Annotated in this window: 10 protein-coding genes; 7 read left to right on the top strand and 3 right to left on the bottom strand. The window is 72.7% G+C overall.

Annotation, left to right across the window (positions count from 1 at the left end):
- Positions 1 to 14 precede the first annotated feature (14 nt).
- The 3 genes from AB0K14_RS29070 to AB0K14_RS29060 form a co-directional block, all read right to left on the bottom strand.
- The gene (locus AB0K14_RS29070; protein ID WP_360460518.1) at positions 15 to 1,331 is read right to left on the bottom strand and encodes a UDP-glucose/GDP-mannose dehydrogenase family protein; all 1,317 of its coding nucleotides are present in this window, start codon (positions 1,329 to 1,331) and stop codon (positions 15 to 17) included.
- A gap of 33 nt (positions 1,332 to 1,364) precedes the next feature.
- Positions 1,365 to 2,345 carry an NAD-dependent epimerase/dehydratase family protein gene (locus tag AB0K14_RS29065; RefSeq protein ID WP_360460516.1) on the bottom strand — a complete coding sequence of 327 codons (981 nt, stop codon included), beginning with the start codon at positions 2,343 to 2,345 and terminating at the stop codon, positions 1,365 to 1,367.
- Between the two features lie 136 nt (positions 2,346 to 2,481).
- A complete protein-coding gene (locus tag AB0K14_RS29060; RefSeq protein WP_360460514.1) occupies positions 2,482 to 3,876 on the bottom strand; it encodes a glycosyltransferase family 4 protein in 1,395 nt (464 codons plus the stop codon).
- Between the two features lie 522 nt (positions 3,877 to 4,398).
- On the opposite strand from AB0K14_RS29060, the gene AB0K14_RS29055 reads away from it, so the two are divergent.
- From AB0K14_RS29055 to AB0K14_RS29025, 7 genes are all read left to right on the top strand, one after another.
- Entirely contained in the window at positions 4,399 to 7,197 is a 2,799-nt protein-coding gene (locus AB0K14_RS29055) for a glycoside hydrolase family 3 C-terminal domain-containing protein (RefSeq protein ID WP_360460512.1), read from the top strand.
- 89 nt (positions 7,198 to 7,286) lie between these two features.
- Complete coding sequence (locus AB0K14_RS29050) at positions 7,287 to 10,142, top strand: glycoside hydrolase family 3 C-terminal domain-containing protein (RefSeq protein ID WP_360460510.1); 2,856 nt, start codon at positions 7,287 to 7,289, stop codon at positions 10,140 to 10,142.
- Complete coding sequence (locus AB0K14_RS29045) at positions 10,139 to 10,759, top strand: class I SAM-dependent methyltransferase (protein ID WP_360460508.1); 621 nt, start codon at positions 10,139 to 10,141, stop codon at positions 10,757 to 10,759. The genes AB0K14_RS29050 and AB0K14_RS29045 overlap by 4 nt, the downstream gene beginning before the upstream one ends.
- The gene (locus tag AB0K14_RS29040; protein WP_360460507.1) at positions 10,756 to 11,379 is read left to right on the top strand and encodes an NADPH-dependent FMN reductase; all 624 of its coding nucleotides are present in this window, start codon (positions 10,756 to 10,758) and stop codon (positions 11,377 to 11,379) included. Before AB0K14_RS29045 ends, AB0K14_RS29040 begins: the two co-directional genes overlap by 4 nt.
- Complete coding sequence (locus AB0K14_RS29035; RefSeq protein WP_360460505.1) at positions 11,376 to 12,656, top strand: glycosyltransferase; 1,281 nt, start codon at positions 11,376 to 11,378, stop codon at positions 12,654 to 12,656. Before AB0K14_RS29040 ends, AB0K14_RS29035 begins: the two co-directional genes overlap by 4 nt.
- Before the next feature lie 318 nt (positions 12,657 to 12,974).
- Positions 12,975 to 14,870, top strand: a complete 1,896-nt coding sequence (locus tag AB0K14_RS29030) for an ABC transporter ATP-binding protein (protein WP_360460504.1) — start codon at positions 12,975 to 12,977, stop codon at positions 14,868 to 14,870.
- Positions 14,867 to 16,672 carry an ABC transporter ATP-binding protein gene (locus AB0K14_RS29025; protein ID WP_360460502.1) on the top strand — a complete coding sequence of 602 codons (1,806 nt, stop codon included), beginning with the start codon at positions 14,867 to 14,869 and terminating at the stop codon, positions 16,670 to 16,672. Before AB0K14_RS29030 ends, AB0K14_RS29025 begins: the two co-directional genes overlap by 4 nt.
- Positions 16,673 to 16,692 lie beyond the last annotated feature (20 nt).

Genomic DNA, 16,692 nt, shown 5'->3' with positions numbered 1-16,692 from the left:
GCCCTCGGCCGGGTTCATCGCCGGCCGAGGGCGCGGTAGTCCCACGAGGCACGGCGCCAGCGCTCCGGGTCGAGCGCGTTGCGGGCGTCGACCACGTGCCGATGGGCCACGACGGTGCCCAGCGCCTCGGGGTCGACCTCCCTGAACTGCGCCCACTCCGTGGCGAGCACGACGGCGTCGGCACCGGCGCAGGCGTCCTCGACCGTGTCCGCGCAGACCAACGCGGGGTGGTGGCGGCGGATGTTGTCGTTCGCCACCGGGTCGTACGCCGTGACCTCGGCCCCGCCGCGGCGCAGTTCCTCCGCCACGTGCAGGGCCGGCGAGTCACGGATGTCGTCGGAGTCCGGCTTGAACGCCCCGCCCAGCACGGCCACGCGACGGCCGTCGAGGGTGCCCCCGCACTGCTCGCGGACCAGGTGCACGGCCCTGGCACGACGGCGCAGGTTGATCGAGTCGACCTCGCGCAGGAACGACAGGGCGTCGCCCACGCCGAGCTCTTCGGCACGAGCCGCGAACGCCCGGATGTCCTTGGGCAGGCAGCCGCCGCCGAAGCCCAGACCGGCGTCGAGGAACCGGTCGCCGATCCGGGGGTCGTAGGACAAGCCCTTGGCCAGCAGGGTGACGTCCGCGCCGGCCACCTCGCACACCTCGGCCATCGCGTTGATGAAGGAGATCTTCGTGGCGAGGAAGGCGTTGGCGGCGGATTTGATCAGCTCGGCGGTGGCGAGGTCGGTGACCACGAACGGCACGCCGGCGTCCGCGAGGGGCGCGTACACGTCCCGCAGGACCTTCTCCGACTCCTGGCCCGTGACGCCCAGGACGATGCGGTCGGGCGACAGGGTGTCCGCGACCGCGTGGCCCTCGCGGAGGAACTCCGGGTTCCACGCCAGGCGCACCGCCACCGCCGCCGGCGCCAGGTCCGCGACGACACCGGCCAGCCGGGCCGCCGTGCCGACCGGCACCGTCGACTTGCCGACCAGGAGGCACTCCCGCCGCAGCAGCGGCACCAGCCGGTGCACGGCGGCTTCCAGGTGGCTCAGGTCCGCCACCTCCCCGCCCGGCTGCTGCGGCGTGTTCACGCACAGGAAGTGGACGTCCGCGAACTCGGCCGCCTCGTCGTAGGACGTGGTGAACCGGAGCCTGCCCGAGGTGACGTGCTCGCGCACCAGCTCGGCCAGGCCGGGTTCGTGGAACGGCAGCTCGCCGCGGGCCAGTCGTGCGACCTTCGCCTCGTCCAGGTCGAGCCCCACCACCTCGCACCCGAGCTCCGCCAGGCCCGCCGCGTGCGTGACGCCGAGGTACCCGCTGCCCACCACCGAGATCCGCTGCACCGATTCCCCCTTCTCCCCCTCGGAACCCCGGGCCTACGACCGCCGGTCGAGCCCGGTCGAGGCGAACCACGAGATCGTCCGCCGCAACCCCTCGTCCAGGTCGACCTCCGGAGCCCAACCCAGCTCACGCCGCGCCAGCGCGATGTCCGGGCACCGGCGCTTCGGGTCGTCCGCCGCCGCCTCCACGAACCGCAGCGGCGACGAGCTGCCGGCCAGGTCGCGGATGCGCACGGCCAGGTCCCGCACCGTCACCTCCTGCGGGTTGCCGATGTTGACCGGGCCGCGGTGGCCGGAGCGCGCCAGGGCGAGGACACCGCGGACCAGGTCGTCGACGTAGCACAGCGAACGGGTCTGCCGCCCGTCGCCGGCCACCGTGATCGGTTCTCCGGCGAGCGCCTGCCGGATGAAGTTGGGCACCGCACGGCCGTCGTGCGGTCGGAGTCCGGGACCGTAGGTGTTGAAGATGCGCACGATGCCCACGTCGACGCCCTCGGCATGGCCGAAAGCGGTGGTCAACGCCTCCGCGAAGCGCTTGGCCTCGTCGTAGACCGACCGGGGGCCGACCGGGTTGACGTTGCCCCAGTAGTCCTCGCGTTGTGGGTGCCGCAACGGATCCCCGTAGACCTCGGACGTCGATGCCATGACGAACCGCGCGCCGCGGTCGCGGGCCAGGCACAGGGCGTGGTGGGTGCCCGCACTGCCCACCCGCAACGTCTCCACCGGGCGGGCCAGGTACTGGGGTGGCGACGCAGCCGAGGCGAAGTGCAGGACGAGGTCCACGTCCCCGGCCACGGAGAGCCCGTCGCTCACGTCCGCGACGACCAGCTCGAACCCGGGATCCCCGCGCAACGGCTCGACCGCCTCGGCGGTGCCGGTCGACAGGTCGTCGACGCACACGACCCGGGTGCCGGCCGCGAGGAGCGCCCGGCACAGGTTCGACCCCAGGAACCCGGCGCCTCCGGTCACCACGGCGCGGCGGAAAACCCTGCCACCGCTCGGGGAACCTGGCGTCATCACGACGACCTCCGTCGGTCCGGCACGTGGTCGGGGGTGATCCCCCGGCTGCCGCGAGCGCGCGGCGACCGCCCGCCCGTCCTGCCGGCAGGACACCCGCCGCCACGCCGCGCACCGGGCCCCGTCGGGCGGAGGGTCACCGGACGCCCGGTTGGTGCTGGGCCATGTCCTCGTCGGGGCGCGAGATCAGCGGCGCGGTCGCGGCGATCGCCTCGTGGATCCCCGCGACCGACCGCGACAGCCGGAACTCGCCCTCGGCGGCGTGCCGGCCGGCCCGCGCGTACCACCGGCGTTCGGCGGGGTTCAGCCAGGCCCAGAGGATGCGCGCCGCCAGGGACGCCGGGTCGTCGCCCTCCGCGATCGCCGCCGCGGCCCGCTCACCGTAGGCGTGCAGGACCGCTTCGGTCTGGCTGCCGTCACCGGTGGTCAGCACCATGCGTTCACTGGACATCCCCTCGATCACGGCCTGGCACAACCCTTCCAACGTCTGCTCGGCGCGCGTGCCGGCCACGGTCGGGCGTTGTGACGGCGTCACGACCAGGTCGGCCGCGCGGTGCGCCGCCGGCATGTCGTCGTACGGCAGCGCCACCAGGGTGACCTGGTCCTGCACGCCGTGTTCGGTCGCCAGCTGCCGCAGCGGTAGCCGGTAGTCGCGTCGTGCGTCCGGATCGGGGTCGAGGGAGTCGCAGAGCACGACGCCGAAGCCGGCAGCGGTCACCGCCCGGAACCGCTCGGCGGACACGCCCAGACCCGGCAACGCCGGGAACTGCTCGGCGAGGAACCCGGTCCCCTCCTCGGCCGCACGGGCGGTCCACAGCTTGATCAGGCCGGCCGCCGCGATGAGGTACTCGGCGCCCTTCACGCGGGAGGCGCGCCCCGGGAGGAACACCTTGAACCCGGGCAAGCGGGAGATCCGCGGGTCGGCCGGCCCGTCGGGGGTGAAGAGGTCGGGGTCGACCCCGGGCCGCGTCACGATGCCGTCGGCGGGCCACGCGCCGCGGGCGGCGTACGCGTCGAGGATCCCCCGGCTGCCGCTGTGGTGCCGGTAACCGGCCGGCACGTAGCGGGGGTCCTCGCCGGGCAGCACCGGCCAGACGTTGTTCGCGAGGTGCACCGCGGGGATCCCGAGGTCGTTCGCGGCGGCGGCCAGGCCTTCGGCCATCGGTCGCACGGCGACGGCGTGGATGTTGTTCGCGTGCACGACCCCGACGCGGCCCACCTCGTCCGTGATGTCCTGGAGGATGCGGTGGAACTCGTCGCGCAGTCGTCCGGTGGCGTCGTCCTCGCCGAACCGGGAGCGGTAGTCGAGGGCCCGCTCGACCGACGCAGTGGGGGTCGCGATCATCGTCGCGCCCAGGAACTCCCAGCGGCGGTGCGCCGTCCACGTCCGGTCTTGGTGGAGGGCGTAGACCGGGTAGCCCCGCGTGGCGAAGTGGTCGATCCACTGGCTCAGCATCGTCTCGATCCCGCCTGTGTAGAGCGGAGGAACGGTGGGGTGCACGAAGACCACGGCAGGCCGTCCATTCGACATGGATCCAGTTATACCGATCGGACGGTGTCCCACGTCGGTCCGATGGACATCCGTGCGGGCCTACTTCCCTTCCGCCTGAACGAAAATCGCTCGCCGTGACCCGAACAGTCGTATGTGGAACCGGCCGTCACTCCACTGTGGGCCGACGCCGCACCACGGCCGCCGGCGCGGCGCTCGCCTGGCACAACGCACGTCTCGCGCGCGGGACATGCCGGTACCACGAGGGCGTCCGACAGGGCCGATAAGGCGACCAATTGATACGTCGTTGGGTCATACGGGTCAAGTTTCCGGCCGTGTCGCGACACAGCGTAATACTCGCTCGTGACACCCCTGTATTTACTCCCGCACGACCTTGTCGAACGTATTCGACAGCCGCCCACGGCGTCCCTGGATCGGTTGACAGGCTCTGCCGGGTCTATCTATGGTCGAACTAAGCGAAGCGCTTCGATTTTCCGGGGACCTGCGGAGCGCGCGTCGGTTGGGGGATCTTTGCGCCAGATTGACTCTCACGTCGATTCCTTGTTGTCCCGACTCACCCTGGACGAGAAGGTGGGCCTGCTGCACCAGTACGCGCCCGCCGTCCCGCGACTGGGCATGGCCGCGTTCCGAACGGGCACCGAAGTGCTCCACGGGGTAGGCTTCACGGGTGTCGCGACGGTGTTTCCGCAGGCAGTGGGCCTGGCGGCGACCTGGGAGCCGGACCTGGTGCGACAGGTGGGCGCCACAGTCGGCAGCGAGGTGAGAGCGCTGCACGAGCGCGACCCCTCGATCGGCCTGAACGTGTGGGGCCCCGTGGTGAACCTCCTGCGCGACCCCCGGTGGGGCCGCAACGAAGAGGGATATTCCGAAGACCCGACGTTGACCAGAGAACTCGCGATCGCCTACTGCCAAGGATTGCGCGGTGAGCACGAGGAGTTTCTCCGGGTCACGCCGACACTGAAAGCCTTCCTGGCCTACAACCATGAAACCGCGAAATTCGAGCGGAGTTCGCAGGTGCCCGCGCGGGTGCTCCACGAGTACGACCTGCGCCCATTCCTGGAGATTATCCGCGCCGGTGTCGCGTCCGCGGTGATGCCCTCCTACGGCCTGGTCAACGGCCGCCCCAGCCACGTCGGCGAGCACCTGCGGGCGCTGTGCGCGGAGTTCCCGGACCTGGTCGTCGTCGCCGACGCCTTCGCGCCGTCGGACCTGGTGGACAAGAGCGGGTACTTCGCCGATCCGGACGTCGCCTCCGCCGCGCTCCTGGGCACCGGATTGGACAACTTCACCGACCACGACGACGATCCGGGCCCCACGACCGAAGTGTTGCGGCGCGCGCTCGACAGCGGTCTGCTGGAGGAGTCCGCGCTCGACGGTCCGGTGCGACGGCTGCTGCGCCTGCGTGCGGAGACCGGCGAGTTCCTGGGCCCCGGCGAGGATCCGCACGCCGACCACGTGGTCGAGGTCGGAACCGGTGCCCCGCAACGGGAACTCGCGCGGGAAGCGGCGCGGCGGGCGATCGTGCTGCTGCGCAACGACCACGACGTGCTGCCGCTGCGGTCGGACCGGGTCACGTCGATCGCCGTGGTGGGCCAGTTCGCCGACCGGGTCTGCAACGACTGGTACGCGCCGGAACCACCGTACGAGGTGACACCGCTCGACGGCCTGCGGACGCGGTTCGCCGGTTCCGCCGTCCGCCACGTCGAAGGCGTCGACCGGGTCGCCTTCAGGTTGTCCGGCACCGACCTCCGCATCACCGCCGATCCGACGACCGGCGGAGGTGTCCTGCGGGTCGCGGACGGGGACGGGGACGGGGACGACAGCACGCTGTTCGACGTCTTCGACTGGGGCGAGGGAGGTCTGTCGTTCCGGTCCGTCGCGAACCGCCGGTTCCTCTCCGGCTCCGACGACTACGAACTGGTCGATGACAAGGAACGCCCCTGGGGCTGGGTGGTGCGGGAGACGTTCCGCCTCGTCCCCTCGGGACCGGACTTCCTGATCTACAACGCGGCCGCGCGCAAGTACGTCACGGTCGTGCCCGAAAGCGGTGCACTCGTCATGACGGCCGCCGGACCCGACACCGCGGCGGCCTTCACCGTGGAACGGTTGTCCGACGGCGTCGCGGCGGCCGTGGAGGCGGCACGCGGCGCGGACGCGGTCGTGGTCGTCGTGGGCAGCTATCCCCAGATCAACGGCCGCGAGATGCACGACCGCACGGAACTGGAGCTGGCGCCGCGCCAGGTGGCGGTCGCCCGGGCCGTGGTGGCCGCGAACCCCTCGACGGTCGTGGTGGTGGCCAGTGGCCACCCCGTGACGATGGACGGGATCGACGGGCAGGCGCCGACGGTGCTCTGGTCCGCGCACGGCGGGCAGGAGTTCGGCACGGCGCTCGCGGAGGTGATCGCCGGCGACCAGGCGCCGACGGGACGGCTGCCCCAGACCTGGCACCGCGACGTCGACCAACTCGGGGACCTGTTCGAGTACGACATCATCAAGAGCGGCGCCACCTACCTGTACCTGCGCGAACCGCCGCTGTACCCGTTCGGGCACGGCCTGTCGTACACGTCGTTCCACTACTCGGACCTGCGCCTGGGCGCCGACGTCGTCACCGAGGCCGACCGGGTCGCGGTGCACGTCACCGTGACCAACACCGGCAAGGTCGACGGTGAGGAGGTCGTCCAGCTGTACGTGCGCGCGCCGGACGGGCCGGTGCCGCGCCCGCTGCGGCAGCTGCTCGGGTTCCGCCGGGTGAGGCTGGCCGCCGGCGGGTCCGCCACGGTGGAGCTGTCGGTCGACGTCGCGGAGTTCGCCTACTGGGACGTCGCCCGCAACCGGTGGCGCGTCGCGCCCGGCGCGCACCGCATCATGGTGGGCAGCTCCTCGGCGGACATCAGGCTGAGCACCGAGGTGGACGTGCGGGCCGATCCGCCACCGCCGCGATCCCTCGGCCCCACGCTCGTGCGGGCCGCCGACTTCGACGACTACCACGGGATCCGCCTCACGGCCGAGCACCGCACCTCCGGCGAGGCGGTCCAGGCGGCCGGAGCGGGCAGCTGGCTGCTGTTCCGCGACGTCGACCTGAGCGACGCGCCCGACACCTTCGTCGCCAGGGTGAGCGGCGGCACGTCCGCCACCTCCTGCCTGGAGGTGCGGTTGGACGACCCCCTGTACGGGCGGATCCTGGCCGCCGTCCCGGTCACGCCGGACATGGCCGGGGGCGGCTGGACGACCGTGCGGATCCCCTGTGACCCGCTGCGCCGACCCGATCCGGTCCAGAACATCTTCCTCAGCTTCACCGGCCCGGTGGCGGTGTCCTCTTTCGCCCTGTACCGGGCTGCCTGAACCACCGTTCCGGTCCCACCCGGCCGCACCGCCACCCCTACCCCACACCGGGCTCCGCCGACCGCGCCCGGCCGAAGGAGATGTGCGCATTGACCGAGTTCGTCGAGTCGGGTCCGCCGCGGACCGGGCTGTCCTTCCGCGATCCGACGCTGCCGCTGGACCACCGGGTCGACGCGTTGCTCCGGTGCCTGACCCTCGACGAGAAGGTGGCGATGCTGCACCAGCACGCGCCGGGGGTGCCCACACTGGGCGTCGACGCGTTCCGCACCGGCACGGAAGCGCTGCACGGCGTCGCGTGGCTCGGTCCCGCCACCGTGTTCCCCCAGGCCGTCGGTCTCGGGGCGACGTGGGACCCGGACCTGCTGCGCGAGGTCGGACGGGCCGTCGGCAAGGAGGTGGAGGCCTTCCACCGCGCCGACCCGACCGTGAGCCGCAACGTGTGGGCGCCCGTGGTGTGCCTGCTGCGCGATCCGCGGTGGGGCCGCAACGAGGAGGGGTACTCCGAGGACCCCGTGCTGACCTCCGCGCTCGCCATCGCCTACTGCACCGGGCTGCGCGGCCCGGACGGCGGGCCGTTGACCACCGCGCCGACGCTGAAGTCCTTCCTGGCCTACAACCACGAGGACGGCAAGCTGGGCGCCTCGGCGCAGGTCCGCCCGAGGGTGTTCTGGGAGTACGAGGCACGGCCGTTCCTGGACGCGATCCGGGCGGGGGTGGTGTCCGGTGTCATGCCGTCCTACCACCGCGTCAACGGCCGTCCGGCGCACGTGGGGCCGTGGTTCGGGGTGCTGCGCGACATCGACCCCGACCTGGTGGTCTTCACCGACGCGTCCGGACCGTCCGCCCTGGTCGAGCGGACCGGGTACTTCCCCGACCACCCGCGGGCGCTGGCCGCCGCGCTGCGGTCCGGAGTGGACAGCTTCACCGACCACAACAAGAACCCCGCGCCGACCGTGGCGGGGTTCCGCGCCGCGCTGGACACCGGGCTGCTGCACGAGGACGACGTTGACGTCGCCGTGCGCCGCCTGCTGCGGATGCGCTTCCAGCTCGGCGAGTTCGACGGGCGGCCGGACACCGGGCCCTCGGTCGAGGAGCTGTACGGGTCGGACGAGCACCGGGCGCTGGCGCTGCGGGCCGCGCGCGAGGCGGTCGTGCTCCTGAAGAACGCGGCGGTCGGCGACACCCCGCTGCTGCCCCTCGGGGAGGACGTCACGAGCGTCGCGGTCGTCGGGCCGCTCGCCGACGAGGTGCACACCGACTGGTACTCGGGCGCCCTGCCCTACCGGCGGACGATCCTCGACGGCGTGCGCGAGCGGTGGCCCGGCGCGGAGGTCACCTTCGCCGGCGGCGCCGACCGGGTCGCGCTGCTGGTCCGCGGCCACGGCTACCTGGCCTCGCCGCCCGACGCCGACGGGGGCCCGCTCGGGATCGACGCCGTCGACACCCCCGACCTGGCGCACCTGTTCGACCGCACCGACTGGGGAGAGGGCGTGGTGTCGCTGCGCAGCGCGGCCAACGACCGGCTGCTGTCGGTGCGCCGCGTCGACGACGTGCTGGTCAACACGGCGTCCTGGCCGCCGGGGTGGATGGTCCGCGAGACGTTCGCGATCGAACCGCACGACGACGCGTTCGTGCTGTGGAACATCGCGACCGGGAGCTACCTCGCGGCACCCGGGCCGGACGGACCGCTGCGGTTCGGCGCGACCACGGCCGGCGCGGCGGTGCACTTCACGCTCGAAGTGCACCGCGACGGGGTCGCCGCGGCCGTCGAGGCGGCGGCGGGCGCCGACGTCGCGCTCGTCACCGTCGGCAACCACCCGCACATCAACGGCAAGGAGGGCGAGGACCGGCCGGGGCTCGAACTGCCCGACCAGCAGGACCGCCTGGCCCGCGCCGTGGTGGCCGCCCAGCGCCGCACGGTGGGGATCGTCGTGAGCAGCTACCCGTTCGCCGTGCCGTGGCTCGCCGAGCACGCGCCTGCCCTGCTCTGGACCTGTCACGGCGGGCAGGAGCTCGGCCGGGCGGTGGCCGACGTCCTGTCCGGGGACCACTCGCCCGCCGGGCGGCTGCCGCAGACCTGGTACCGCGACGAAGCCGACCTGCCACCCCTCGCCGACTACGACATCATCAAGTCGCGGCAGACCTACCTCTACACCGAAGCCACTCCCCTGTTCCCGTTCGGGCACGGCCTGGGCTACGGCACGTTCGAGTACTCGTCCCTGCGCATCGTGCGCACCGACGACGCCATGACGGTCACGTGTGCCGTGGCGAACACGGCCGACCGCGCGGCGGACGAGGTGGTGCAGCTCTACGTGCGTGCGGTCGACCCCGTCGTGCCACGACCGCGTCGGGAGCTGAAGGGCTTCCGACGCGTGCGCGTCGAGGCCGGTGCGACCGTCGACGTGGAGTTCACGGTCGAGGACTCCGACCTGTCCACCTGGGACACCGCGAGCGGGCGGTACCAGGTGACGTCGGGCCGGTTCGAGGTCCTCCTGGGCGGTTCGTCCGAGGACATCCGGCTCACCGGGACCGTCGACGTCGTCGGCCCCGACCTGGAACCACGGCGGCTGGACACCCGGCTGGTGCGCGCGGTGGACTTCGACGACTACCGCGCCACGCGGTTGGTCGCGGAGACCGCGCTGGGCGGTGACGCGGTCGAGGCCGACGAGTCGGGTGCCTGGCTGACGTTCAGGTCCGGCGAGTTCACCACCGGGGCGACGAGCGCCGTGGCCCGCGTCGCCGGGGACGGACCCGGCAGCGTGCTGATCCGCTTGGAGGACCCGGAGGACGGCCCGGTGGTCGCCGAGACCGAGGTCGTGGGCGACGGGCGGTGGCGGACCGTCCAGTTCCCGGCGGTCGTGCCGGTCGGGCGGCACGACGTCCACGTGGTGCTGTCGAAGGGCGTGCGGATCGCGACCTTCACGTTCACCGGGGAGCAGGGATGAGCACGCGGGAGATCGCCAAGCAGACCATGGACTACCTGCTCGGGTGGGGGTATGTGGCGTTCGAGGGGTCGTCGGGGCAGGAGGAGCTGGCCTACCTGGCGGAACTCGTGCGGCGCACGTCGGCGGTGGCCGTCCTGGAGATCGGGTTCAACGCGGGCCTGTCGAGCCAGGCCCTGCTGTCGGCGTCGCCCGCCACCCGTGTCGTCTCGTTCGACGTGGGCGACCACCCGTACGTGCACCGCGCCAAGGAGTACGTCGACCGGCGCTTCCCCGGTCGGCACGAGCTGATCCTCGGCGACTCCCGGACGACCCTGCCGCGCTACGCGGCCGACAGCGCGCGCCCGGTGTTCGACCTCGCCTTCGTCGACGGCGGGCACGAGGTCGACGTGGTGCGCGCCGACCTGCGCAACACGCGGACCCTGTGCAAGCCGAACGCCCACGTCGTGGTGGACGACCTGACGCCGTGGCGGCCCTGGGGCGTCGGCCCCGCGACCGCGTGGCGCGAAGCGCTCCAGGAGGGACTGATCGTGCAGGAGGAGATGCTCAAGGACGGGCAGGTCGTGGACAGCGCGCGTGAACCCGCGGACCGGGTCTTGGCACTGGGGAGGTACACGTGAGCGCGGAGCGGGACGAGGCGCGGAACGTGGCGCGGACCGAGTCCGCGGAGACGACGATCCTCGCGATGTCGGGCAGCCTGCGCCGGGACTCGTACAACAGCAGGCTCATCGGGTACGCGGTGCGCCTCGCCCAGCCCGGTGTCCTCGTGGAGCCCTACGAGCGGTTGCGCGACGTACCTCCCTACGACCAGGACGACGACGGGGCCGAGGTGCCGGAGCCGGTGGCGGACCTCCGCGGACGGGTGCGCCGGGCCGACGGCCTGCTGATCCTCACGCCGGAGTACAACTACGGCGTCCCGGGCCAGCTGAAGAACGCCCTCGACTGGCTGTCCCGGCCGTTCGGGCAGTCGCCGCTGACCCGCAAGCCCGTGGCCGTCGGTGGAGCGTCGATCACGAACTTCGGCACGGTCCGCGCCCAGCTCGCGCTGCGCCAAGCCCTGCTGTGGACCGACTCGCAGGTGGTCGCCAGGCCCGAGCTGCACGTGGCGCTGGCGCACGAGAAGTTCGACAGCTCCGGGTCGCTGGTCGACGAGAGCACCCGCGAACTGCTCGGCGACCTGGTGGCCGCCCTGGCGCGGTTGGTCGGCGAGGTGCGCAAGCTGGCGGTCGAGGCGCCGTGACCGGACGGCCGGACGGATCGGGTCCCGGCGCCCGTCACGGACCTCTGCGGGTCCTGCTCGTCAACGGCAACTTCGAGGACGGCACGGTCGGCGGCACCCAGACGTTCACCCGCAACCTGGCTCACGCGCTGGCCGAGGCCGGTCACGAGGTGGCGGTGCTCTGCCAGGGCGACGACGACCACCAGGAGCGCGTCGGACCGGTGCGGGTCTTCCGGGTCCGACCGCCCGTCCTGCGGTTCGGCGGCGACCGCTACTGGGCGCACCTGGTCAACCAGACCCTCGCGATCCAGAACCCGGCGGTGGCCCCGAAGGTCGCGGCGGTGCTGCGCGGGTTCCGCCCGCAGGTCTGCCACGTCCAGATGCTGCGCAGGCTGACACCGACCGTGCTCGCCGAAGTGAGGCGCCATCCCCGGGTGGCGGTCGTGCAGACCGTGCACGAGCCCTTCTCCTTGTGGAACTTCAACGCCTACCAGCGCGAGGAAACCCCGGACAAGCTGTACACCCGGCGGCCCGCCGCGGTCACCGTTCTCAAACGACACCATCGCAGGCTGTCGGCCACGGTCGATCACCTTTGCGCGCCGTCGGCCACCGCGCTGAGCCCTTATCTGGCGGACGGGTACTTCACGGGCGTGCCCCGCACGATCATCCCGAACACGGTTCCGTTCGAATGGGGAAACCCGCTGCACGCCGCGCGGCGCCGCCGGCAAGCCGACGCGCGCGAGGACGTCACCCGATTCTTGTTCGTCGGCAGGCTCGACCACTACAAAGGTGTGCGCCCGCTCCTGGCGGCATTCGAAGCGCTGGACGTCCCGTCGGCCCGGCTCGACGTCGCGGGCGAGGGGATCCTGGCCGCCGAAGTGGCCGAGCACGCCCGGCGTGACCCGCGGACCACCTTCCACGGTCCGGTCGAAGGCGAGCGCCGCCGCGACCTGTTCGACCGGGCCGATGTCCTGCTCTGCCCGTCCACCTGGGACGAGCCGTTCGGGCTCGTGGTGCTGGAGGCGTACGCCGCCGGGCTGCCCGTCGTCGTCGCCCGCTCCGGCGCACTGCCCGAGCTGGTCGACGACGGCGGGACCGGGCTGGTCGTGGCACCGGGCTCGGCCGGCGCGCTGACCGCGGCGATGCGCCGCGTGCTGGATCCGGCCGATCGCCACCGCATGGCCGCCAACGCCGCGAACCGGGCCTGGACCTACCGCCCGGATCGATTTCTCACCGACCAGCTCACCGTCTACCACCGGGCTCTCGCCGCGAGACCGAGGAACGGAACCCGAACGTGATCCGCCGTTTGTCCCGCCGGGCGGGATTGCGGTGGGTCACGGGCGTCGGGCACCGCCCGAAATCGAACGCATTCGAGTCGAACGCGGTCGAGAGTAAATAAACGGAATCCGGTTGACAGCGTTCAACCGACGAACCTATGGTCGAATGAGCGAAGCGCTTCGATTGCAATGAAGCCGATCCGGAGTGCGCACCTGATTTGGGGGTCTCGTGCACCACGCTGATTCTTTCGAATTCACCGCGAGGATTTCCGCTGCCACCGGACCGACCGGTCGACGCGGTGCGCGCACGGCGGTGCGCGAGCAGGCGGTCGGGGCGCCGTGACCGCCCACCCGCACGGTGGCGCGTTCCGGCAGGCCTGGTCGGACCGGGTGCTCCTGCTGTCCGCGCTGCGGGACGCCCGGCCCGCGACGGTGGCCGGGCTGCTCGTGGCGTCCCTCGTGCAGAACCTGGTGCCGGCCGGCGCCGCGGTGGCGGTGGCGGCGGTGATCGCCGGGCTCGGGTCGTCCGCGACCTGGTGGCCGCTGGTGTGGTTCGGCGTCGTGGTGCTTGCCGGGCACCTGGCCGACATCGCGCTGGTGCCGCTGTCCCAGGCGGTGAAGGCGGGGGTGGACGGACGGCACCGGGCGCGGGTGGCGCGCATCGCCTCGACCCGGATGGGCCTGGTGGAGCTGGAGGACCCGGCGGTGGCGGACCTGATCAGGGTCGCGTCGGCCGACCAGGAGAACTGGGTGGAGCGCAGCCCCGGCTCCGGTGCGGTGGCCCTGCTCGGTCTGCTCGCGAAGTCCGTCGGTGTCGTCGGCATCGCGTTCGTCCTCGCGTCCTGGGAGTGGTGGCTGGTGCCCGTCGTGGTGGTGCCCGCGCTCGCGGGCCGGGTGATCCGGCGGCGCAACATCCTGCGCATCGCCCGCACGTGGGCGTCGGGCGCGTCGGCCGGCCGACAGGCGGAGTACTGGAAAGACCTGGTCATGGCGCCGGCCCAGGGGCGGGAACAGCGGATCTACGGCTTCGGGGACTGGGCGGTCGACCGCGTGGTGGGGCACGTGCGGGAGATGTTCGAGCCGATCTGGCGGTTCGGTCGGCGGGACCGGGCGGTCCAGCTCGGTTTCGCGGCGCTCATGGCCGTGCCGCTCGGGGTGGCCTACACCGCCACCGGCCTGGCCGTCGTCAACGGCCACACCGAGGTGGCGGTGTTCACCGCCGTGATCACCGCGGGCGTCGCGCTCTACCAGGCGGTGGGGCAGACCGACGACGCGTTGGACGTGGAGGGGTCGATCCCGGCGGTCCGGGCGCTGGCGGAGCTGGCCCGCGATCACCCCGTCGAGCAGTCCGCCGCCACCCCCTCCGCCTCTTCCTCTTCCTCTTCCTCTTCCGCAGACGCGGACGCGGACGCGGACGCGGACGCGGACCAACGATCCGACCGGCCTCCGACGATCCGGTTCGACGGCGTGCGGTTCGCCTACCCGGGCGCGACGCGGCCCGTCATCGACCGCCTCGACCTGACCATCAGGCCCGGCGAGCTGTTGGCGGTCGTCGGCCTCAACGGCGCGGGCAAGTCCACCCTGATCAAGCTGCTCACCGGGCTCCTCGCACCGACCGCGGGCCGGATCTCCGCCGACGGCGCGGACATCGCCCGCCTGGGAGACCGGTGGCCGCGCCGCCTCGCCGTGGTGTTCCAGGACTTCGTCCGCTACCCGCTGCCGCTCGCCGACAACGTGGCACCGCTGCGGGCCGCACGCACGGCGGGCGGGTTGCGGGCCGCCGCGGCCGACGCCGGGTTGCACGACGTGCTGGAGCAATTGCCCGACGGCTGGGACACCGTGCTGTCCCGTTCCTACGCGGGCGGCGTGGACCTCTCCGGCGGCCAGTGGCAGCACGTCGCGCTCGCCCGCGCGGCGCACGAATTGCGGCGGGGAGCCGACGTGCTCGTGCTGGACGAGCCGACCGCCCACCTGGACGTGCGCAGCGAGGCGGCGCTGTTCGGTCGGGTGAGCGGCCTGGCCGGGCGCAACACCATCGTGCTCATCTCGCACCGCCTGGCCACGGTGAGGCAAGCCGACCGGATCGCCTACCTGGAGGACGGCCGCGTGGCCGAACTCGGCTCCCACGACGAGTTGATGCGCCTGGGCGGCAGGTACGCCGACGACTTCCGCCGGCAGGCGGCCCGCTTCCACCAGGGCTACGACGACCGGCTGGAGAGGGGCGACCTGACGTGAGCGCCCGACGGTTCCCGCGGTACGTGGCGGTGTGGCTCGACGTACTGCGTCGGTGCCACCGGGTCCGACCGGGCCTGACCAGGGCGGCGCTGCTGTGCCGGCTGGCCGGTCTGGTCACGCTCCCCGCCACCGGTCTCGCCGCTCGCGAGGCGATCGACGCGTCCGGGCGCGGGGTGCCCGACGCGGTCGTGGTCGCGGCGGTCGTCGGCGCGGTGGCGTTCGCGCTCAACGCCACGATCGAGGTGCTGGCCAACGCCTACCGCACCGAGGTCGTCTCCAGGGTCGGGTTGACCGTCCTGGACGCCGAGATCGTCGGCGCGGTGTGCGCGTTGGAGGACACCGACCACCTGGAGAAACCCGAGTACCTCGACCGCGTGACCGTGCTGCGCGGCGCCGCCTGGAGCATCGTCGACGGCGCGTGGGGCGCGCTGGACGGCCTGCTCAACCTCGCCCGGCTGGGCATCGTGCTCCTCCTGCTCGGCACCGTGCACCCGGCGCTGCTCGGGCTGCTCGCCTTCGCCGCGATCCCGTTGTGGTTCGACGTGCGCGGCAGGCGCGCGATCACCCGGGCGGAGGTCGACACCGCCTGGCGGCTGCGGCTGCACCGGCAGCTCTTCTCGCTGCTGACCTCGGCGCACGCGCACAAGGAGGTCAGGCTCGGTGGCACGGCGGCCGAACTGGTCGACCGCGCGGAACGGGAGTGGGACCTGACGCACCGCGCCCGCGTCCGCGCGCAGGCGACCGGTGCCGCGTGGCGGTTCGGCGGGTGGGTGGTGTTCACGGCCGGTTTCGTCGGCACCGTCGCGCTGGTCGTGCACCAGGCACGCGTCGGGCACGCCTCGGCGGGCGATGTGGTGTTGTTGACGACGATCGCGGTCACCTTGCGCACCACCGTGCAGCGGACGGTCGACCGCGCGGCGGAGACCGCGGGCGCCGGGCGGCTCCTGGAGCCGTACCTGTGGCTGCGGGCCTACGCGGAGCGGCACGAGCGTGAGGGCGCCGGAGTGCCCGCTCCCGACCGGCTGCGCCAGGGCATCGGCCTGCACGGCGTGGGCTACCGCTACCCGGGCACCGGGCGGGACGTGCTGCACGACGTGACCGTCGACCTCCCGGCGGGCAGCACGGTCGCGATCGTGGGCGAGTACGGGTCGGGGAAGTCGACGCTGGTCAAGCTGCTGTGCGGGTTCCACCGACCGACCAGCGGCACGATCCGGGTCGACGGCGAGGACCTCGACCGGTTGGACCGGCGGTCGTGGTGGCGGGCCACCGCCGCCGCGTTCCAGGACTTCGGCCGGTTCGAGGTGCCGTTCCGCGAGGCCGTCGGGCTGGGCGACCTGCCCCGCATCGACGACCGCGACGCGGTGCGGGAGGCGGTGGTGTCCGCCGGTGGCGCCGGTCTGCTCGAACGGCTGCCGGACGGCCTCGACACCCGGCTGGGTCGTGCGTTCGGCGGGCTGGAGCTGTCCGAGGGGCAGTGGCAGAAGACCGCGCTGGCGCGCGCGTCGATGCGCCCGGCTCCCGTGCTGTTCGTCCTCGACGAGCCGACGGCGTCGCTCGACGCGCCCAGCGAACGGGAGGTCTTCGGCCGGTACCTGGCGAGGGCACGGGCGGTCGCGGCGGCGACGGGCGGCGTCACCGTCGTGGTGTCGCACCGCTTCTCCACCGTCGCCGACGCCGACCTGATCCTCGTGCTGGAGGGCGGACGGCTGGTCCAGAGCGGCACCCACGCCGAGTTGATGGCGAGGGGTGGTGGCTACGCCGATCTGTTCACGTTGAGCGAGAAGTCGTTCGCGAATCCGTGACCGCAGCTGCCGGGGAGGGC

The sequence above is a fragment of the Actinosynnema sp. NPDC050801 genome (assembly GCF_040673975.1).
Classification (GTDB): domain Bacteria; phylum Actinomycetota; class Actinomycetes; order Mycobacteriales; family Pseudonocardiaceae; genus Actinosynnema.
This window is presented reverse-complemented; position numbering and strand designations above follow the sequence as displayed.

Bases quoted from the DNA above. Each gene is read 5' to 3' on its own strand.
- AB0K14_RS29065 (WP_360460516.1), bottom strand. From the start codon at position 2,345: ATGACGCCAGGTTCCCCGAGCGGTGGCAGGGTTTTCCGCCGCGCCGTG.
- AB0K14_RS29060 (WP_360460514.1), bottom strand. From the start codon at position 3,876: ATGTCGAATGGACGGCCTGCCGTGGTCTTCGTGCACCCCACCGTTCCT.
- AB0K14_RS29045 (WP_360460508.1), top strand. From the start codon at position 10,139: ATGAGCACGCGGGAGATCGCCAAGCAGACCATGGACTACCTGCTCGGG.